A 19985-nucleotide genomic window follows, 5' to 3' on the forward strand; every position below is an offset into this window, starting at 1 on the left:
CTATATCCTTTCTGGGTTTAGTCTTTCGTACCTATAATATGCAGCACAGGACCCTTCGCTGGAAACCATACAGGGGCCGATAGGGTTTTGGGGAGTACATGGCTGGCCGAAAAGGCGGCACTGGTTTGGTTTCAATAATCCTTTCAATACCTCCCCGCAAACGCACCCTGGATGAGGCCTGGGTTTAATCTCAGGTACCGGAAATCTTAACCTGGCATTAAACCTCTGGTATTCAGGCTTTAGTTCCAGACCACTACAGGGCATATTTCCCAACCCTCTCCACAAGCAGTCCACAGGCTGGAATACATCGTATATATTATCGATGGCTACTCTGTTGCCTTCCGGTTTCACAACTGTCTTATATTGTATTTCTACGCTGGGCTTACCCTGATATATCTGCCTTAATATCATAGCAATGGATAGCAGTATGTCAGTGGGTTCAAAACCGCTAACTACACAGGGTATACCATATTCTAAAGGTATAAAATGGTAAGGTCTGGACCCAATTATAGCGGATACGTGCCCGGGACAGAGAAAGCCGTCAATCTTTACCTGTTTGTCTTTTACCAGCAGCTCTAATGCAGGCGGGACCAATTTATGGGTTGAGAATATAAAGAAATTTCTGACCTGGTTTTCTTCTGCCCTTTTTATAACAATAGAGGATAGGGGGGTAGTGGTTTCAAAGCCAATAGCAATAAACAATACCGATTGGTCTGGATTATGGATAGCAAAGTTTAAAGCGTCAAGAGGTGAGTAGCATACAGTAATTTTTTTGCCCCTGGATTTTTGTTCAAGCAAGCTGGAGGAGGAGCCTGGTACCCGTATCATATCTCCAAAGGTAAACAGGTTAAGGTCGTAATTATTGATAATTTCCAGTATTAAATCAATATCATAGGCAGAAGTAACGCAAACTGGGCAACCAGGCCCGCTGATCAAATTAATATTTGGGGGCAAAAGCTGCCTTAATCCATACCTTGAGATAGCCATAGTATGGGTGCCGCATACTTCCATTATGTTTAATGGTTGTCCAGTATTATATTTTTTTAACCATTTCTTTCCTAATTCAAAAAGATCACTCACTAGAGAATTCCTCCCAATAACCCTGGGTAGCCAAGGCATCGTCCTCTTCTACTATTTGAATAGCAAAACCAGCATGGACCAATACATAATCTCCTGTCTTTGCTTCAGGAACCAGGGTAATATCAACAATTTTGGTTACCCCCAAGGCTTCTATTTGTGCAGAATTACCATCTATATTTATAACTTTTGCAGGAATGGCTAAACACATCTGTTACTCCTTTCTAGTTCCAGGGCTGCCATATAGGCTTGCCCCAATGAGATACCCCCATCATTTACTGGTGCTTTGTAATTAGAAAAAACCTCAAATCCCTGCTTACTTAATTTTGAAAGTGTATTTTTAAGCAGCAAGGTATTCTGGAAAACTCCACCGCTTAAAGCAACCTGGAATATATTGTATTTATCCTGGGCTATTTTGCAAATGTCTAATATGGCCGATGCCAATGTATTATGGAATTTGGCTGATATTATACTTGCCGGTACTTTATTTTTGATATCCTCCAGGATCTGCTCCAAAATAGCCATATCGTCCATACAGAAGTGGTCAATATGACTCCTATATTCTTGAGTACAGCGTAAATCAGCTATTGATTCCAAATGTATAGCTGCTTGGCCTTCATAGCTAATGGTAGAAGTTAAATTAAGAATGGAGCTAACCGCATCAAAGAACCTGCCCATACTGGTAGTGGCAGGACTGTTAAATTTAATCTCCAGCTGGTGTTTTAAAATTTCTATTTCATTTTTTCCTATAAGCTTTATAAAATGGGGGCAATTATCATATATATATTCACTAAATTGCTGCTTCCTATTTTGTTTCCTATAAATTTCAAGGAGGTAGCTAATAGCCATACGGTAAGGATTTCTAATAGCAGCTTCGCCTCCAGGGATTAACTTCTCTGAAAGATTCCCTAAACGGGTAATTTGTTTTTCCTTTAATAGTAATATTTCGCTACCCCAAATTTTTTCATCCAGGCCCAACCCTGTTCCATCCCAGGTGATACCCAGCACATCCCCCTGCAGATTATTTTCAGCAATGACACTAGCCATATGGGCTTGATGGTGTTGGATTCCCATAGTGGGGATACCCAGGTGCTGGGCAAATTTAGAGGAGGTATAGCCAGGATGAAGGTCATGGGCTACCAGGTCAAACTCTGTAACATTAAACAGCCTTTTGTAAACCTCTAGTGTTTCTTTGAAAAAAGCAAAACTGTCTGCATCATCCAATTCTCCCAAATGCTGGGAAATTATGGCATAATTCCTGGTAAGTACGCAAAAAGTGTTCTTTTCCTGGGCTCCCACAGCTAATATGCATTTGTCCCCAATATCCAAACCAATTTTAATAGGGTAGGGGGAAAACCCCCTGGCTCTCCTGATAATCATCTGGTTTTTGTTTATTTCCTTTACTACTGAATCATCATAGCGCGAATATATATCCCGGTCATGCAACAGGAAATAACCGGCAATAGGACTTAGCTTTTCCAGCGCTTCTTGATTATCTTTAGCAATAGGCTCTTCACTGTTATTTCCACTGGTCATTACCAAGGGAAAATCTATTAAATTGAATAATAGATGGTGGATGGGGGTATAGGGAAGCATGATCCCATCCATACGGTTATAAAAAGATATTCCTTCTGCCAAAAAATTTTTATTCTTTTTATTCAATAATACTATGGGGGCAGAGGGGGAAGTAAGCATTTTAATCTCTGCCTGGCTAACTGTAAAATTCTTTTTTACTGTTTCTATATTCCTGACCATTACAGCCAATGGTTTATGGGGTCTGTTTTTTTTGTTTCTTAATTTTATAACTGCTTCAGGGTTGGTGGCATCCACCGCCAGCTGGAAACCACCAAGGCTCTTTAAGGCTATAATATGTCCCTGTTTAAGCTTTCTGGCTGCCGCTTCTAAAGGGCCAGTGCTGCTTATAAGGTTATTCTTATTATCTACAAGCCATAGTTTGGGACCGCATTTATGGCAGGCATTTGGCTGGGCATGAAATCTTCGGTCAAACGGGTTTTGGTATTCCAATTGGCAGTCTTTGCACATTTCAAACTTTTTCATGGTAGTCTGGTAACGATCGTAGGGAAAACTTTCCATTATAGTAAACCGCGGTCCGCAGTTGGTGCAATTGGTAAAAGGATAACCGTATCTTCTACCAAAGCTGCTGTTGTTAATATCAGAAATACAATCCTGGCAAGTAGCCAGATCTGGGGATACTAGCTGAAAACGGTTCTGGCTCTTTTTGCTTTTGGTAATGCTAAAATTATTGAAACTCCTATACGGTACCTGTTCAAAAACAATCCTTTCTATATAAGCTGCAGAAGGCCTGTCCTTATTGATTTTATCCATAAACGCAGCCAGGGTCTTTTTTGAGGTAGTATTTATTACAATATCTACTGCTTCTGTAGTGTTGGTTACCATACCCTTTAACTTAAATCTAGAGGCCAGGTTAAAGATAAAGGGCCTGAAGCCTACTCCTTGTACGATACCAGTAACCTTTATGCTATATGTTTTTTCTTTTTTTATTAATTCTTTGTTCATGCAAGGTTATAAGATAATAAAAAATAATTATTTTAGCAAACCGAAATTAAAAACCTAATTTTTTATTATTTCATATTGATTATATCTATATGATATAATTATCAAAAATAATAATTAGTAAATGGTGATAGCAATGATGAGCAAAAAAGTAATGCACTCTTTCAAGATAGAGCAAGAATTAATAGATAGGGCTAAACAGGAAGCCAAAAGGCAATCTATGGCTACTTCAGTATTTATTAGGCAAGCTATATTAGAAAAACTGGAAAGTAAGTCTAAAATAGAAGAGTTGGAAAGAAGAATAGAATCCTTGGAAAAAAGTTCCAACAAATAGGAAATGCCATAACTTTATATTTATCCCTGCTGATTTAAATATTCATCCTGAATTGTTAGCCATAGCCAGATAAAACTTATAAGGATAAACTAGTTTTCTTCGGTTTCCTGTTCCTGGTCTTCTTCTGACAGGTCTCCTGCATCAATTAAGACCATATTGCCTAGGGTAAATACATTATTGAAATCAAATTGATTGGAAGAAGAGATTACCAATTCTGTAGACTCAAGATTATCAGTGTCCAGTATAGAAACGGTGAACCCCAGGATATCTTCATCAGTGGGAGTATAATTGGTAAAATTATACCAGGGAATACTGGCTTCAATTAAATACCCGCCGGCTAACCTAGCTGAAGCTATCTGTGTCTGTTGGGGAGCAGCATTGGTGGGCCATTTCATAAAGGCCTCAGGTCTTAACTGCCCAAAATTCCCAGGAGAGAATTCTATTTGGTAATCATCATTATTTAAAAACTGGGTTTGAAGATCACCTTCTAAGTCTGTATCTAATACTATAACTACGCTATCTCCATTGGTTAATTGGTCACCAGAATAATTCTGGCTAAACACATCATCTATTATCTGTATGACAAAATAGAAATTATCATCATCCCAGCAGCTGGAAAAAGTTCCGCTTATGTCAGTATGACTGGTATAATTCTCTTTTTTAATAGTAGGCACAAAATTGGAAAATTTTTCATATATCTCCCATTCTTCAATACTGGCATCTATTACCGGGGGAGTATAACATTTATAGGCGAATATGGGTTTACCGCTGGCATCATTCTGTCTTCGATACTGGCTGTTAGCCAGTATCCTGGTCTTCTTTTCTTCTATATCCTCGCTTATGATCATTTCTTCATCTTGGCTTTGCTGGTAGTTAACTGAAAAAGTAACTTGTTTGGAAATAGCTACAGTTTGGTCTTGTTCGTCGGCTACCTGTACCAGCAGCTGATATTCTCCTCCTCTCTGGGGGTTCCAGTTAAACTCGTAAGGGGGAGAGGCAAATGTTTTTATAATCTGGTCGTTAATTAAAACGTGTACCTTGAAATTTTTATTTTCTACCTGCTTAGCCCTTACCTCTATGGGAACTGTTTCGTTTTGATTAATAAAATCAAAAATATCACCATCATTAGGGGTAGCTAAAAATAGTTCATAGCTTTCCTCAGCGGTTTCCTCAGCCGGCATTTCTCCGCTAAACAGGCTTAGGTCTAAGGTACTGTTAACCACTAAAAATATCAAAATGGCTATACCAGCAACCAAAGCAAAGATAATAAAGGGGAACCTATCTAAAAAAGGTATAAGTTTCCTATATCTATTTTTCATCCTTTTGTTTGTGTTCTTCAATTAATTTTTCAGCAATATGTGATGGTAATTCTTCGTAACGGGCAAATTCCTGGCTAAAGAATCCCCGCCCCTGGGATATGGAAGTTAAATCTACTGCATAATTAAAAGTTTCTGATTGGGGAACATAAGCCCTTATTAATTGAGTGTGATTTTCGTTAGGAGTCATATTAATAATTTTACCCCTTTTGGAATTAATATCTCCTATTATATCACCCATGTATTCTTCTGGCACTATAATCTCAAGTTCCATTATTGGTTCCAATATACAAGGGGAGGCCTGCTCCATACCTTTTTTAAAAGCCATGGAAGCTGCAATTTTAAAGGCCATTTCAGATGAATCCACACTATGGTAGGAACCGTCGTAAAGATTAACATGTATATCTACCACTGGATAGCCTGCTAAAATTCCACTCTGCAATGCTTCCTTGATGCCTTTTTCTACTCCCGGTATATAGCCTTTGGGTATGGCACCTCCAAATATGGTATCTTCAAACTTAAATCCTTCTCCCCGGGGCAAGGGTTTAAGTTCAATAAACACATGTCCATACTGACCCCTACCACCAGATTGTTTTTTGTATTTATATTCTGATTTGGCTTCTTTTTTAATAGTTTCCTTATAGGCCACTTCAGGGGTATGCATTTCTACCCCAATCTCAAATTTTTTCTGCAGGCTTTCTTTCACTACGTTAAGGTGCACATCTCCCATGCCCCATATTATGTTTTGATGCACTTCGGTGTCCAATTCCTGCCTTAAGGTAGGGTCCTCTTCAATAAGTCTGCTGATTCCATTATTAATTTTTTCTTCGTCTCCCTTGGTTATGGGAACCACTGTTTTAGGCAGGGTAGGGTTGGGATATTTTACTTTTGGAAGCTGCAATTGGTTATCTTCAGTGGAAATAGTATCATCATTAGAAATTTCAATTACCTTGGATACCGCTACAATATCGCCACAATCAGCATGTTCTAATTCGTTTTGTTCTTTGCCTTGCAGGCTAAACAGGTTTGCAAACTTAAAAGATTTCTTTATCCCTGACACAAAATAATTATTGTTAATGTCTATTTTCCCGGAAAATACCCTGAAAACTGAGAGTTTTCCTATATAGGGGTCGGCCATGGTTTTAAATACATAAGCACAAGTTGGCCCATCAGGAGAAGGCGCAATATTTATTTCTGAATCATCGCTTAACTTTTTGGCAGTAAGCGATTTGCGCTCCAAGGGCGAAGGAAGCAACTCATTTATATAGTCCATTATTAGGTCTACTCCAAAATTCTTACCAGAAGATACTGCAAATACCGGTACCACTTTTCCTTCTACTACTGCTTTTTTAAAATTACTGGCAATAAGTTTTTCATCGATTTTTTCGCCTTCTAAGTATTTGTTTAAAAGCTCATCATCGGTTTCTATTATGGACTCTACCAGTTGGCTGTTTTGGTCTTCTATTTCATCCTTTAGGGAATCTGCAATATTAGAAGGCTGGCCTTTAAAGTCTCCTGGCTTGTATTGGAAGGCTTGGTTTTTTAACAGGTCTATCACTGTATTGAAATTTTCTCCCACTCCAGCCGGTATAGTGATGGGAACTAAATTAAGCCCGTAGCTGGTTTTTAGCTCTTCTACTGTTTTTAAGAAATCTATGTTTTCCTGATCCAGCTTATTTATAATACAAAAAGCAGGTAATTCTTCCTGCTTTATCATCCTGATTATTCTTTCGGTAGCTGCCTGCGTGCTTGACTTGGGGTCAACCAACAGCAAAGCGGCATCTATTACTTTAAGGGCAGAAAAAGCCTGTCCGATAAAATCGATATAACCGGGGGTATCAATAAAGTTTATTTGAAAATTCTTCCAGGCATAATTTAATACGCTGGAATGTATGCTGAATCCTTTATTGGTTTCCAGAGCATCGTAATCAGAGACAGTATTCTTACTCTCCACTTTCCCTAAACGATTTATTACTCCCGCATTATACAAAAAACATTCTGCCAAAGAAGTTTTACCGGTGTTATTCCCAGATACCAGCCCAATAACCTTTTTCTTGTCCGCGCTTATTTTGCTCATTAATTTCCTCCAAGTTAATCGTTACTGTAAACAGCTTAAATCATAGGAAAAAATATACCATAAAAACCCTATTGTGTAAAAGAGGTTTGAGCAGGTCCATGCAGGTTAACTGCTTTGGCAGGCTGGCTTCCGCTCTATATTTAAGATTAAGCTAATATGTTATAATTTTTTAAAAAATAAAATACAGGAGGAACTGATGTTACCAGGAATAATAATATTGATAGTAGTATTAGTATTGATAGCCTTAGTAGTTATAGGAGTAGGGGTAGGTTATTATAATTCTATTGTTTCTATTAGAAACCGGGTAGATAATGCCTGGCATCAAATTGATGTACAGCTGCGGAAAAGGTATGATTTAATACCCAATCTGGTAGAAACGGTAAAGGGTTATGCCGCCCACGAGAAAGAGACTCTGCAGCAGGTAATAGAAGCCAGGAATGCCGGTATGAATGCACAGTCCATAAAAGAGCATTCTGAAGCTGAAAACCAGATAACAGGAACTCTTAAATCCTTGTTTGCATTATCAGAAAGATATCCCAACCTAAAGGCAGACCAGCATTTTTCCAGATTAATGGAACAGTTAAATGGCATTGAGAGCAATATTGCATATGCCCGGCAGTTTTTCAATGATACCGTAATGAAATTTAATACCAGAATAGAAACTTTCCCCGGTAATATATTTGCCAGGATTTTTAACTTTAAATCTAAAGATTATTTTGAGATTGAAGAAGAAGCTGCCAGAGGGCCGGTAAAAGTTGAATTCTAAATAAGGAGTATTTAGAAATTGTATGAGCAAATAAGCAAAAACAGGGTTAAAACCTATTTCATAATAGCCTTTTTTTTAATATTTATAGGCGCTATAGGCTATTTCATAGGAATTTATATCGATTACAGGTATCAGGTCAGCGACAATTTTTCCATTTTAATTATGCTATTTGCATTAATAATTGCGGTCATTACCAGTTTTGCAAGTTATTATAATAGTGATAAAATTGTTTTGGGCTTAACCAGGGCAAAACCGGTTACCCGAGATGAAGACCCCAGGGTTTATTTTATAGTTGAAGGTTTGTCTATTGCAGCCGGTATTCCCATGCCCAGGATATATGTAATAGAGGACAATGCCCTCAATGCTTTTGCCACTGGCCGAAACCCTGAAAAGGGAGTAATAGTATTTACCCGGGGATTAATTGATAATTTAAATGACCAGGAGTTAAAGGGAGTTGCGGCTCATGAGCTGTCACATATAAAAAATTATGATATACTCCTGGGAACCATAATAGTGGTTCTGGTGGGGATGATTACCATTATCAGTAATATTCTGCTCAGAAGTTTCTTTTTTGGCGGAAGAAGGAGAAGCAGCAGAAGTTCAGGAGGCGTTCTTTCCCTGGTGCTGTTAATAATAGGAGTTATCCTGATATTGCTTTCACCATTAATTGCTACTATTATTAGGCTGGCTATAAGCAGGAACAGAGAATTTTTAGCCGATTCCAGCGGGGCCTTGATTACCAGGTATCCCGCCGGATTAGCTAGTGCATTAAAAAAAATTAGTGCACAAAGCGAAGTAAAAACGGCTAATAATGCCACTGCTCACCTGTTTATATCTAATCCGGTGGGTAAAAAGACAGCTGGAATTTTAAAAAATTTATTTAATACTCATCCTCCAGTAGAGGAGAGAATAAAAAGGTTAGAACAAATGTCCCTGGGAATAGGGCTATAAACTTAGGAGGTGCTTCCAATAATGGAAAAAGGAACTATTAAAGTGAAAGCAGGCCTGGCTGAAATGCTCAAGGGTGGCGTCATTATGGATGTTACTACTGTTGAGCAGGCAAAAATTGCTGAAGAAGCAGGTGCAGTATCTGTAATGGCATTGGAGAAAATTCCTGCAGATATTAGAGCTGCTGGCGGGGTAGCCAGGATGACTGATCCTGAAATAATTTTAAAAATAATGGATGCGGTATCCATCCCGGTTATGGCTAAAGCTAGAATTGGCCATTTCGGAGAAGCCCAGATACTTGAGTCTATCGGCATAGATTATATTGATGAAAGTGAAGTCCTGACTCCTGCTGATGACCGGAACCATATTAATAAATGGAATTTCAAAGTACCTTTTGTGTGTGGTGCTAATAATTTAGGTGAAGCTCTGAGAAGAATAGCTGAAGGTGCAGCTATGATTAGAACTAAAGGCGAAGCTGGCACTGGGGATGTTTTACATGCGGTAAAACATTTAAGGGCAATACTGGGGGAAATTAACCGGGTAGCCGGTTTACCCCAAGACGAGCTTATGACCTTGGCCAAGGAAATGGGGTCCCCCTATGATTTATTACTATATGTTCATGAAAACCGAAAACTTCCTGTAGTCAATTTTTCAGCAGGGGGAATATCTACGCCTGCAGATGCTGCTATGATTATGCAGCTGGGTGCAGATGGGTTATTTGTAGGCTCTGGGATATTTAAATCGGAAAATCCTATGAAGATGGCCCAGGCCATAGTGGAAGCCACTACCCATTACAGGGATCCTGATGTCTTAGCAAGGGTGTCCAAGGGCTTGGGCAGCGCTATGCATGGTATAGCCACTGCTTCTATCCAGAAAGACGATATGCTTTCAATCAGAGGATGGTAAGATGAAACCTGTGGTTGGTGTGCTTGCCCTACAGGGCGCTTTTAGGGAGCATATTAAATCCATAGAAGCTAATGGCGGTATTGCTTTTGAACTTAGATGGCCGGAACAATTAGATAGGGCAGATGGTCTTATTATACCTGGCGGTGAAAGTACTACCATCAACAAGCTGCTTAACCGCTACCAGTTTAAACCCAGCCTGGATGCCTTTTATGGGATAGGAAAACCAATATTTGGTACTTGTGCAGGGATGATATTGCTGGCCAGGCAGGTGGTAAACGAGCAGTTTGGCTTAAATTATATTGATTTAGCGGTACAGAGGAATGCTTATGGAAGACAAATAGAAAGTTTTGAGCAATATATTGAGCTAGATTTGGACCATAATATGGGCCATGATCCATTTAAGGCCATTTTTATCAGGGCACCCAGGATAATTGAGGTGGGCCCAGAAGTAAAAATTCTAGCTAAAATAAATAATAATGTAATTATGGCCCAGGAAAAGAATGTTTTAGTTAGCGCTTTTCACCCCGAGCTGGGTACAGACAATAGGGTTCATAATTATTTTTTGGATATGATTAAAAATAATAAGAGGGAGATACAGCATGTCAGGTCATTCTAAATGGCATTCAATAAAGCATAAAAAAGCCAAAGAAGACGCGAAAAGGGGTAATATGTTCGGCAAACTGAGCCGGATGATTACGGTAGCAGCCAGGGAAGGCGGAAGCGGAGATCCCAAGGACAATATAGCTCTGGCTAATGCACTAGCTAAAGCCAAGGAATATAATATGCCCCAGGATAATATAGATAGAGCCATAAAGAGGGGTACCGGTGAAATTGAAGGTGTAAATTACGAAACAGTTATATATGAAGGTTATGGCCCTGGCGGTATAGCGGTATTGGTGGAAGTAATGACTGAGAATAAGAACAGGACCGCAGCAGATGTCAGAAATATTTTCAATAAGCATAATGGTAACTTAGGTGAGAGTGGAAGCGTGAGCTGGCAATTTGAAAGAATGGGCCTTATTATTGTGGAGAAAAGTGAAATAGGAGATGAAGATGAATTTATGCTGAATGCTATAGATGCGGGAGCGGAAGACATAGAGGATGAAGATGATGCCCTGGTAATAAAGGTAGATCCGCAACAGTTTATGGCAGTTAGGGGATATTTGGAAAATAAGGGGATTAATATTAAATCCAGTGAAATAGGCATGATTCCTAAAAATACAATAGAATTGTCCAAGGAGGAAGCTGGTAAAGCATTGAAACTGGTAAATACTCTGGACGAGCATGATGATGTACAGAATGTTACTTCTAATTTAGATATTCCAGATGAAATTTTAAATGAAATTGAATCTGAATAATGGCTATCAGTGCACTTAGAATTTTGGGCATAGACCCTGGATTAGAGACCACAGGCATAAGTGTTTTGGAGGTTCAGTCCAATAAAATGGAACCTCTTTATTGCAGCTGTATCATTACCAGCAATACACAAACAATTGAATTGAGGTTAAAAAAGATTTATGAGTCAATAATCGAAATAATCGGGGATTATAAACCCGAATGCCTGGCTATTGAAGAAATCTTTTTTAGCGTTAATGCCAAGTCGGCCATCAAGGTGGGGCAGGCCAGGGGGGTATCTATTTTGGCAGCCAGCATAAACCATATGGAAATCTTTGAATATACGCCTTTACAGATTAAGCAGGCTTTAGTAGGGTATGGTCGAGCTACCAAGCAGCAAATAAAATTTATGCTAAAAAATATATTACATAAACCAGAAAGCTATTTTCCCAAGCAAGATGATGCCTGGGATGCCATGGCTGTTTGTATATGCCATGCCAACAGCTATAAATTTAATCATAGAATTAAAAAACAAGGCTGATGATTTCTAAATTATATGGAAAAATTATAGAAAAGTATCCATCCCATATTATAGTAAAGACCGGCGGAATAGGGTTTGAGGTGTTAATATCAGCTAAAACCTATGAAAAACTGCCCGATAAGGGCCAGGATATAGAGCTTGATATTTATACCCAAGTAAGGGAGGATGCCATAAATCTGGTCGGATTTAATTCTGCCGACGAGAAACAGGTTTTTTTAAAACTACTGGAAGTAAGCGGGGTCTCCACCAAGATAGCTTTAAGCTCTTTTTCCATTTACTCTTCCCAAGAACTTAAGGATATCATAAGCAGCAAGAATGTGGAGCTTTTAAAAAGAATACCCGGTGTAGGCAAAAAATTGGCAGAAAGAATTTTATTGGAATTGAGTGAAAAGTTTGGAACGGATTTCCAGGCTACTGTCCGTGTAGCCGGGGATCAGCGGCTGGAAGAAGTAAGACAAGCTTTAAGGTCGCTGGGCTATAACCCCCATGAAGTTGAGAAGGCTATTAAGAATATTGACATAAAAGATATTGATAGCAAAAAGACCGAGGATATCTTAAGATTGGCACTAAAGGAGGTTTAGGCTATCAACCAGGATAAAAAAGAAAGTGATGTAAACCCAGAACCGGGCATTGAAGATGTAGAGTTGGATAAGAGCCTGCGCCCCCGGTATACTGGAGATTTTATAGGCCAAAAAAAGATAGTAGATAACCTGCTGGTGTTTATAGGGTCAGCTAAAAAAAGAAAGAGGCCCTTAGACCATGTAATTTTATCTGGTCCCCCTGGATTAGGTAAGACCTGCCTGGCCGAAATAATTGCTAATGAATTAGGAGTAAATTTCAGGGTTACTTCGGGACCCGCCATAGAAAGGCCGGGTGACTTGGCTGCAATTTTGACCAATCTTGAAAATTTTGATGTTTTATTTATAGATGAAATTCACCGGTTAAACCGAACAGTAGAAGAAATACTTTATCCGGCTATGGAAGACTACAAATTGGATATAATCATTGGTAAAGGGCCTTCAGCCAGGTCAATACGTATTGATATTGCACCTTTCACCATAATAGGTGCCACCACCAGGATTGGTTTGGTAGCCTCTCCTTTAAGGGATAGGTTTGGGGTAAACTTGAGACTGGATTATTATGATGAGGAAAGCCTGGTGCATATTATTAAACGTTCTGCTAAAATACTGGGCCTTAACATCAGTGATTCAGGAGCAGAGGCAATTGCCAGCCGGAGCAGGGGAACTCCAAGGATAGCCAACCGTCTGCTTAAAAGAGTAAGGGATTATGCCCTGGTCTATGGCCAGGAAAATATTGACCATGAGCTGGCCCGCAAAGCATTGGTAAAACTGGAAATAGATAAATTAGGCCTGGATATTATCGATAAAAAGATACTAAACACTATTATTTTTAAATTTAGCGGAGGGCCGGTAGGGGTAGGTACCATTGCCGCTTCTATAGGAGAAGAAGTAAACACTGTTGAAGATGTATATGAGCCTTATCTTTTACAGCTTGGTTTTATTAAAAGGACCGCCAAGGGAAGGGTAGCCACCAGGTTAGCTTATAAGCATTTTGGAATAAATAAAGATGAAAACCCAAGCCTGTTTTAGTTATGGATACAAGTAAGTTTTCATATCATTTGCCTTCTAACTATATTGCCCAAGAGCCTTTACCTAAAAGAGACCAGGCAAAACTAATGCTTTTAGACAGAGATAAAAAAGACATAATGCATGACTTTTTTTTTAATGTGGGAAAGTACCTTAAAGCTAATGATTGTTTAATCCTAAATGAAAGCAAGGTAAATAAATGCAGGCTGATAGGCAAAAAAGACCAAACTGGGGCTAAAATTGAATGTTTTGTATTAAAAAAAATAGAAGGTACGGCCTACCAGGTTCTCCTTAAGCCATTTAAAAGATTAAAAGTTGGGGGCAAGGTATGGATAGGGGATCATTTTTTTATAGTTATGGCCAAAGAGGAAGCAGGCAAGGCAGTGGTCAAGTTTGATGTAGATGCATCCCTGTTATTTAAAAAATATGGCCTGGTACCCCTGCCTCCCTATATAAAGGGAAGCAATATAAGGGAAAAGGATTACCAGACAGTGTATGCTAAAATTGAGGGTTCGGTGGCTGCTCCCACCGCAGGCCTTCATTTTACCCAGAACCTAATTTCCAGCCTTAAAAAGAAAGGAATAATTTTTGCCAATTTGGGGTTGGATATAGGCATTGATACCTTTAGGCCCATAAGTGAAAACAAGATAGAGGACCATCAGATACATTCTGAATATTATTATTTAAAACAAGACCAGGCTGATAAAATTAATGAAGCCAAAAGCAGGGGAGGCAGGCTAATAGCAGTGGGTACTACCTCCGTCAGGGTATTGGAAACCATTGCCCTGAAACATAATAAAATTATAGCAGATAAAGGGAAGACTTCTTTGTATATTTATCCAGGGTATAAATTCAGGATGGTAGAAGCAATGATAACCAATTTCCATTTGCCCCGGTCCAGCTTATTGGTAATGGTAAGTGCTTTTGCCGGAAGGGACTATATCTTACAATCTTACCAGGAGGCTAAACAGGAAGGTTACCGCTTTTTCAGTTTTGGAGACTGCATGTTTATAAGGTAAGGATTATATGAAAATTTTTAAACCAATATCGCAGGATAAGCACAGCAGAGCCCGGACGGGTTTGCTAAAGTTAGATAAGATGGACGTAAATACCCCTGTCTTTATGCCTGTGGGCACCAAGGCTACAGTAAAGGCGGTTACCGTGGAACAATTGTACCAAATGGGCTGCAAGCTTATTTTGGGAAATACCTATCACCTTTACTTACAGCCAGGGCTGGAGTTGATCAAAAAAGCGGGGGGGCTGCATTCTTTTATGAATTGGAAAGGCAATATTCTAACCGACAGTGGCGGGTTCCAGGTTTTTAGCCTGGGTGACATAAGAAAAGTTAAAGATGAAGGCGTGGAATTTAAGTCTATTATTGACGGCTCCCTCCATTTCTTTACTCCTGAGAAGGTAATAGAGATACAGTTGGCCCTAGGTTCAGATGTTATGATGGTGCTAGACGAATGTATTCCCCATACTGCCGATTACCGGAATACTTTGGCAGCAGCCAAGCGTACCTTGGATTGGGCAGAAAAATCATTAAAACATAGGCAGTCAGTTAATAGCCACTCTGCTATTTTTGGCATTGTCCAGGGTGGTTTTATTAAGGATTTACGTAAATTTTGCGCAGAATCAATATCAGAAATGGATTTTGACGGTATCGCTGTAGGAGGCTTAAGTGTGGGTGAAGACAGGAGCCTTACTATGGATATTTTATCCCATACTGTGGATTACATCAGGAAAGATAAACCTATCTATTTTATGGGTCTTGGCGATCCCTTGGGATTGCTGGAAGCTATTAGCCTGGGGGTAGACATGTTTGATTGTGTACTTCCAACCAGAATAAGCAGGAACGGAAGTGCTTTTACCAGGCAGGGGAAAATAAATATCAAAAAAAGCCAGTACCGGTTGGATATGGGGCCTTTGGATGAACATTGCAGCTGTTATACTTGTCAAAATTATTCCAGAGCTTATATCAGGCATTTATATAAAAGCAATGAGATACTTTCCAGCATGCTGCTGAGCATACATAATCTTTATTTTTTATTTGATCTGGTCAACCTTTCCCAGCAAGCAATAAGGGAGGGTATTTTTAGTAATTTCTACCAGGAATTTAGCCATAATTACCAAAAATCATAAAAATATCACATATATGTTTGCAAATTTAGTAAAAATGTTAATAATATTAATGTTTACTTAAAAAATTATACTAAAGGTTAAGGGGTGTATATGAAAGTTTCTAGAAAAATTGTTTCATTAATCTTAATAACGGCAGTGGTATTAGTAATGGGTCTGACCTTTACAGGTTGCTTTCCCATGGGTACCACCGGTACGGAAGGCCAAACAGAAGCACAAGCAGAGCCACCTGAAGGTGCTGCTGGATTTTTAGCACAATATGGAACCTGGATATGGTTAATAGTGCTGGTAGTAGCTTTCTATTTTCTATTGATAAGGCCTCAAAGACAGAGAAGTAAAAAAGCTCAGGAGCTTCTAACCAATATAAAAAGGGGAGATGAAATATTAACCGTAGGCGGATTTTACGGGAAAGTAAAAGACGTTAGGGAAGACAGCTTTATAGTTACATTATCCAGCGGGGTAGATGTAAAGATCAGTAAAAGTGCAGTTTCTAAGAAAGTAAGCTAAGCTATAATTTATTATGCGCAATAAAAAGGTCCACGTCACCATTATAGTAATTTTGGCTATAATTATAGGGGTAAGCATCTATTATGCCTACCCCTTTGATTCCTCTATTCAGCTGGGACTGGATTTAAAGGGTGGAACTCAGATTATATTAAAGCCCATTCAGGAAGACACCCAGGAGGTTACGGACGAAACCTTGGATCAGGCCATGTTTATTATCCGCAACAGAATTGATGCCCTTGGCATATCTGAACCTTTAATTACCCGTGATTATTCCAATAATATAGTAGTACAGCTGCCTGGTGTTGGAGATCCGGATGAAGCTTTGGAGGTTATAGGGAAAACCGCCCAATTGGAATTTCGAATAGTGGAATTTTTAGACCAGGAAACAGGGGACGCCCAGCTGGGACCGGTAATGATGACAGGTGATAAGCTGGCTAGTGCCAGGGCGGGGTATGATGATAATGGAAGAATAATAGTAGCCATGAGTTTTACGGCAGAGGGACAGCAGGAATTTTCACAAATAACTGCTGATAACGTAGGTAAGATGTTGGCTATAGTATTGGATGGAGAAATAAAATCGTCACCGGTAATAAATACTGCCATAACCGGTGATGCGGTTATAGAGGGCATCGGCAGTTTAGAAGAAGCAAATAATATAGCCCTGGTGCTTAGAACCGGTGCCTTGCCGGTTAATCTGGAAATAGAGGAAAATAAAACTGTGGGACCTTCGCTGGGCCAGGATGCATTAACCAAGGGACTATATGCAGGTTTAATTGGCTTAATACTGATTGTAATTTTTATGATTGCCTACTATCGCGGCTTGGGCTTGATTTCATTAATAAACCTTATCATATACGTAGTTATATTCTGGGGTATTCTAGCCGGTATAGGAGCGGCATTAACGCTTCCTGGAATAGCTGGAATAATACTTACCATAGGTATGGCTGTAGATGCCAATGTAATTATATTCGAGCGTATTAAAGAAGAACTGGTAAAGGGCAAATCATCCCGGTTGGCCATAAATGAAGGATTTAGGCATGGGTTAAGGACTATTGTGGATGCCAATATAACTACACTTATAACTGCTGCTGCCCTATACAGGTTTGGAACGGGGCCGGTAAGAGGATTTGCAGTTACTTTGAGCATAGGAGTAGTTATAAGTATGCTAACCAGCTTGGTATTTAGCAGAACCATACTATACATGCTGGCAGGCTTTAAATCAGTAGCCTCCCCTGGCTTTTTAGGAATTTGGAGAAAACGGAGAGAATCTTGATTTTAAGGGATACCAATATAGATTTTGTCAGTAAAAGAAAGATATGGTATTTTGTATCATTGGCCATTATTTTCATAGGAGTTATAGGCTTTATTGCCAGAGGCGGCTTCAACCTTGGCATAGACTTTCTGGGAGGCTCTTTGATGGAAGTCAAGTTTAACCAGGAAGTAGAAGTAGAACAAGTCAGGGAAGTTATGGAAGAAATTGGTCATAGCAACGCTATTTTACAGAGAACAGAAGACGACCAGTTCATAATCAGGACTACTACCAGGAACACTGAAATCAAAAACCAGATTCTAGATGCCTTGGATAAAGAGATAGGTATCCAAACGCCGCCCCTGCAGGATAGAAATGTAATGCCAGGATTTGGAAGGCTGATAACCCGCATGGCCCTTATAGCCATTGCTATAAGCATAGTAGGCATATTGGTATATGTATGGATCAGGTTTGAGTTCAGGTTCGGTGCGGCTGCTATTCTGGCATTGCTTCATGATGTATTGATTACCTTGGGGATTTATGCAATTCTGCATAGGGAAATAAATACCTCTACCATAGCAGCTATACTTACCATAATTGGTTATTCCCTAAACGATACTATAGTAGTATTTGACCGCATCAGGGAAAATAGCAGCGAAGCCAGCAAAATAGGATATGCTGCCATGGTTAATAATGCTATTAATAAAACTCTTTCCAGGTCACTTAATACTTCTTTCACCACTTTGATTCCAGTCATAATTTTATTGATTATCGGCAGTACGGCATTAAAAGATTTTGCCTTAGCCTTAACCGTTGGTATTATTACCGGCACCTATTCCTCTATTTTTGTGGCTAGTCAATTCCTGGTTACCTTAAATAATAGGTTCCCCAAATTTAAAAAATAGGCATGAACAGTTTATGTCCGGTTTGGGTTAAAAGAAAAGCAATTAAAGAACCTGACCCCAACCTATCTAAATACAGCGCCGTACTATATGAGATATTGGCCCATAGGGGAATTACTGGTAATGATAAAATTGAAGCATTTATAAGGCCTACTTTAAAAAAACTCCACAGTCCCCAAAAATTGCCAAACATAAAGGCGGCTACAGACAGGTTGTTTAAAGCCCTGCAAAAAAAAGAGAACATCTTAATTTTTGGAGATTACGATGCAGATGGCATCATTAGCTCAGCCCTTCTATATAATTTTTTAAAAAAACTAGACGTTGAGCCTGACATACATATACCCAGCCGTTTTGAAGACGGCTATGATATTAACCTGGAATTTGTAAAAAAAATAAATAGGCAAAAAAAATACGGTTTGATTATTTGTGTTGATTGCGGTACCAATAGTATGCCGGTCATGCAATTTGTCAATTCTGATCAATGCAATCTGGACATTATAGTTTGCGATCATCATCAACCATCAAATGAGGTTGAAAATTTTTACTCCGACCGGTATATAATAATTAATCCAAAATTAAGAGAAAGCATCTATCCTTTTAAGGATTTAAGTGGGGCCGGGGTTACTTTTAAATTTATTGTAAACATACTCAGGCAACTAGGTGATAAACCTAAAGAAAACTTTGATCCCCGGTACCTTACTAATCTTTTGGATCTAGTAGCAATATCCACTGTGGTTGATGTAATGCCTTTGATAGATGAAAACAGGATTATAGTTAAAAAAGGTTTAAAAGTAATGGAAAAAACCACACACCCCGGATTACAAATTTTGCTTCAAGAAACTTCCTGCAGGCAAAGTAACTTAACTACCTATGATCTGGGATTTATAATAGGACCCCGCTTGAACGCAGCAGGAAGGCTTAAATCAGCCCAGGATAGCGTTGATATTTTAAAATGTGATGGCTGCGATATTGAAAACAAGGTAAAAAATTTAGAAAAATTTAATCAAAAAAGAAAAGATGTACAGGAAGAAATTCTCAATCAGATATTAGAACAGAAAAATATTGAAAAAAAGATACATTCGCAGAAAACATTAATTGAAAAATCAACATCCTGGAATGAAGGGGTGCTGGGTATCGTGGCTTCTTCCATAGTAAAACGCTATAATGTTCCTGCTTTGCTGTTTAAGGAAAAGGACGGAATACTTAAAGGCTCTGGCAGGAGTACGGATAATTTTGACCTATATTTTCACCTATCTTCCTTAAGGCATTATTTTAAAAAATTCGGCGGCCATCAGCAGGCATGCGGTATAACTATGGAAATAGAAAAATACCAGGCTTTTAAGAAAGATTACATAAAATTAACTTCCAGCTCAATATCTGATTCCCAACTTAAAAAAACTATAAAATATGATATGGATTTAGACTATAGCCAAATAGATGAAAACTTGCTCCAACAGCTATCCTGGTTAGAACCTCATGGCCGCGAAAATCCCAGGCCGGTGTTTAAAAGCAGTAACTGTAAAGTAATAAAGGTAGATCAGCTAAAAGACGGCCGGCACTTAAAGATTAAGTTAAAACAGGGAAAAACCAATATGGAAGCATTATTTTTTAATCCCGATTCCAGGATAAAAGACAGCCTTTCTGCTGAAAAAGTTATCGATATATTATACCAATTGCAGTTAAATGAATGGAACGGCAGGCGCACCATACAGTTGGTGTTAATTGATGTATTTTAGGTTATAGGCA

At 38.9% G+C, this 19985-nt stretch carries 20 protein-coding genes; 15 read left to right on the forward strand and 5 right to left on the reverse strand.

What is annotated here, in order from left to right:
* The 3 genes from hypD to hypF are packed head-to-tail and all read right to left on the reverse strand — an operon-like array spanning window position 1 to window position 3615.
* On the reverse strand, window positions 1-1080 hold the full coding sequence (hypD, locus tag PHN32_01925; GenBank protein ID MDD3776353.1) for a hydrogenase formation protein HypD: 1080 nt from the start codon (window positions 1078-1080) through the stop codon (window positions 1-3).
* Window positions 1073-1288 (reverse strand): HypC/HybG/HupF family hydrogenase formation chaperone, encoded by a 216-nt coding sequence (locus tag PHN32_01930; protein MDD3776354.1) that lies wholly within the window; start codon window positions 1286-1288, stop codon window positions 1073-1075. Before PHN32_01930 ends, hypD begins: the two co-directional genes overlap by 8 nt.
* A complete protein-coding gene (gene hypF / locus PHN32_01935) occupies window positions 1279-3615 on the reverse strand; it encodes a carbamoyltransferase HypF (protein ID MDD3776355.1) in 2337 nt (778 codons plus the stop codon). The genes PHN32_01930 and hypF overlap by 10 nt, the downstream gene beginning before the upstream one ends.
* Before the next feature lie 133 nt (window positions 3616-3748).
* On the opposite strand from hypF, the gene PHN32_01940 reads away from it, so the two are divergent.
* Entirely contained in the window at window positions 3749-3946 is a 198-nt protein-coding gene (locus PHN32_01940) for a hypothetical protein (protein ID MDD3776356.1), read from the forward strand.
* An 89-nt stretch (window positions 3947-4035) separates the two neighbouring features.
* Here the strand turns inward: PHN32_01940 and PHN32_01945 are convergent, their stop codons facing one another.
* Window positions 4036-5265 carry a sugar-binding protein gene (locus PHN32_01945; protein ID MDD3776357.1) on the reverse strand — a complete coding sequence of 410 codons (1230 nt, stop codon included), beginning with the start codon at window positions 5263-5265 and terminating at the stop codon, window positions 4036-4038.
* Complete coding sequence (fusA, locus tag PHN32_01950; protein ID MDD3776358.1) at window positions 5255-7339, reverse strand: elongation factor G; 2085 nt, start codon at window positions 7337-7339, stop codon at window positions 5255-5257. Before fusA ends, PHN32_01945 begins: the two co-directional genes overlap by 11 nt.
* A 196-nt stretch (window positions 7340-7535) precedes the next feature.
* On the opposite strand from fusA, the gene PHN32_01955 reads away from it, so the two are divergent.
* The 14 genes from PHN32_01955 to recJ all read left to right on the forward strand — a co-directional run bounded on the left by PHN32_01955 (window position 7536) and on the right by recJ (window position 19975).
* On the forward strand, window positions 7536-8105 hold the full coding sequence (locus tag PHN32_01955; protein MDD3776359.1) for a LemA family protein: 570 nt from the start codon (window positions 7536-7538) through the stop codon (window positions 8103-8105).
* 18 nt (window positions 8106-8123) lie between these two features.
* A complete protein-coding gene (locus PHN32_01960; protein MDD3776360.1) occupies window positions 8124-9056 on the forward strand; it encodes a M48 family metallopeptidase in 933 nt (310 codons plus the stop codon).
* 18 nt (window positions 9057-9074) lie between these two features.
* A complete protein-coding gene (gene pdxS / locus PHN32_01965; GenBank protein ID MDD3776361.1) occupies window positions 9075-9959 on the forward strand; it encodes a pyridoxal 5'-phosphate synthase lyase subunit PdxS in 885 nt (294 codons plus the stop codon).
* 1 nt (window position 9960) lies between these two features.
* Window positions 9961-10575 carry a pyridoxal 5'-phosphate synthase glutaminase subunit PdxT gene (pdxT, locus tag PHN32_01970; GenBank protein MDD3776362.1) on the forward strand — a complete coding sequence of 205 codons (615 nt, stop codon included), beginning with the start codon at window positions 9961-9963 and terminating at the stop codon, window positions 10573-10575.
* Window positions 10559-11317 carry a YebC/PmpR family DNA-binding transcriptional regulator gene (locus PHN32_01975; protein MDD3776363.1) on the forward strand — a complete coding sequence of 253 codons (759 nt, stop codon included), beginning with the start codon at window positions 10559-10561 and terminating at the stop codon, window positions 11315-11317. The genes pdxT and PHN32_01975 overlap by 17 nt, the downstream gene beginning before the upstream one ends.
* Window positions 11317-11835 (forward strand): crossover junction endodeoxyribonuclease RuvC, encoded by a 519-nt coding sequence (gene ruvC, locus PHN32_01980; protein ID MDD3776364.1) that lies wholly within the window; start codon window positions 11317-11319, stop codon window positions 11833-11835. Before PHN32_01975 ends, ruvC begins: the two co-directional genes overlap by 1 nt.
* On the forward strand, window positions 11835-12416 hold the full coding sequence (gene ruvA, locus PHN32_01985; GenBank protein ID MDD3776365.1) for a Holliday junction branch migration protein RuvA: 582 nt from the start codon (window positions 11835-11837) through the stop codon (window positions 12414-12416). Before ruvC ends, ruvA begins: the two co-directional genes overlap by 1 nt.
* 48 nt (window positions 12417-12464) lie before the next feature.
* Window positions 12465-13445, forward strand: coding sequence for a Holliday junction branch migration DNA helicase RuvB (ruvB, locus tag PHN32_01990; GenBank protein MDD3776366.1), 981 nt, complete (start codon window positions 12465-12467; stop codon window positions 13443-13445).
* Between the two features lie 2 nt (window positions 13446-13447).
* Entirely contained in the window at window positions 13448-14461 is a 1014-nt protein-coding gene (queA, locus tag PHN32_01995) for a tRNA preQ1(34) S-adenosylmethionine ribosyltransferase-isomerase QueA (GenBank protein ID MDD3776367.1), read from the forward strand.
* 7 nt (window positions 14462-14468) lie between these two features.
* On the forward strand, window positions 14469-15584 hold the full coding sequence (gene tgt, locus PHN32_02000) for a tRNA guanosine(34) transglycosylase Tgt (GenBank protein ID MDD3776368.1): 1116 nt from the start codon (window positions 14469-14471) through the stop codon (window positions 15582-15584).
* A 90-nt stretch (window positions 15585-15674) separates the two neighbouring features.
* Window positions 15675-16088, forward strand: coding sequence for a preprotein translocase subunit YajC (gene yajC, locus PHN32_02005; GenBank protein ID MDD3776369.1), 414 nt, complete (start codon window positions 15675-15677; stop codon window positions 16086-16088).
* A gap of 13 nt (window positions 16089-16101) precedes the next feature.
* On the forward strand, window positions 16102-17361 hold the full coding sequence (gene secD, locus PHN32_02010) for a protein translocase subunit SecD (protein MDD3776370.1): 1260 nt from the start codon (window positions 16102-16104) through the stop codon (window positions 17359-17361).
* Window positions 17358-18242, forward strand: a complete 885-nt coding sequence (gene secF / locus PHN32_02015; GenBank protein ID MDD3776371.1) for a protein translocase subunit SecF — start codon at window positions 17358-17360, stop codon at window positions 18240-18242. Before secD ends, secF begins: the two co-directional genes overlap by 4 nt.
* A gap of 2 nt (window positions 18243-18244) precedes the next feature.
* Window positions 18245-19975, forward strand: a complete 1731-nt coding sequence (recJ, locus tag PHN32_02020) for a single-stranded-DNA-specific exonuclease RecJ (protein MDD3776372.1) — start codon at window positions 18245-18247, stop codon at window positions 19973-19975.
* Window positions 19976-19985: the final 10 nt, after the last annotated feature.

This window comes from Actinomycetota bacterium, assembly GCA_028698215.1.
Taxonomy (GTDB): Bacteria; Actinomycetota; Humimicrobiia; order Humimicrobiales; family Humimicrobiaceae; genus Halolacustris.

Bases quoted from the DNA above. Each gene is read 5' to 3' on its own strand.
- PHN32_01930 (MDD3776354.1), bottom strand. From the start codon at position 1,288: ATGTGTTTAGCCATTCCTGCAAAAGTTATAAATATAGATGGTAATTCT.
- hypF (MDD3776355.1), bottom strand. From the start codon at position 3,615: ATGAACAAAGAATTAATAAAAAAAGAAAAAACATATAGCATAAAGGTT.
- PHN32_01940 (MDD3776356.1), top strand. From the start codon at position 3,749: ATGATGAGCAAAAAAGTAATGCACTCTTTCAAGATAGAGCAAGAATTA.
- PHN32_01945 (MDD3776357.1), bottom strand. From the start codon at position 5,265: ATGAAAAATAGATATAGGAAACTTATACCTTTTTTAGATAGGTTCCCC.
- fusA (MDD3776358.1), bottom strand. From the start codon at position 7,339: ATGAGCAAAATAAGCGCGGACAAGAAAAAGGTTATTGGGCTGGTATCT.
- PHN32_01955 (MDD3776359.1), top strand. From the start codon at position 7,536: ATGTTACCAGGAATAATAATATTGATAGTAGTATTAGTATTGATAGCC.
- pdxT (MDD3776362.1), top strand. From the start codon at position 9,961: ATGAAACCTGTGGTTGGTGTGCTTGCCCTACAGGGCGCTTTTAGGGAG.
- PHN32_01975 (MDD3776363.1), top strand. From the start codon at position 10,559: ATGTCAGGTCATTCTAAATGGCATTCAATAAAGCATAAAAAAGCCAAA.
- ruvC (MDD3776364.1), top strand. From the start codon at position 11,317: ATGGCTATCAGTGCACTTAGAATTTTGGGCATAGACCCTGGATTAGAG.
- ruvA (MDD3776365.1), top strand. From the start codon at position 11,835: ATGATTTCTAAATTATATGGAAAAATTATAGAAAAGTATCCATCCCAT.
- queA (MDD3776367.1), top strand. From the start codon at position 13,448: ATGGATACAAGTAAGTTTTCATATCATTTGCCTTCTAACTATATTGCC.
- tgt (MDD3776368.1), top strand. From the start codon at position 14,469: ATGAAAATTTTTAAACCAATATCGCAGGATAAGCACAGCAGAGCCCGG.
- yajC (MDD3776369.1), top strand. From the start codon at position 15,675: ATGAAAGTTTCTAGAAAAATTGTTTCATTAATCTTAATAACGGCAGTG.
- secD (MDD3776370.1), top strand. From the start codon at position 16,102: ATGCGCAATAAAAAGGTCCACGTCACCATTATAGTAATTTTGGCTATA.
- recJ (MDD3776372.1), top strand. From the start codon at position 18,245: ATGAACAGTTTATGTCCGGTTTGGGTTAAAAGAAAAGCAATTAAAGAA.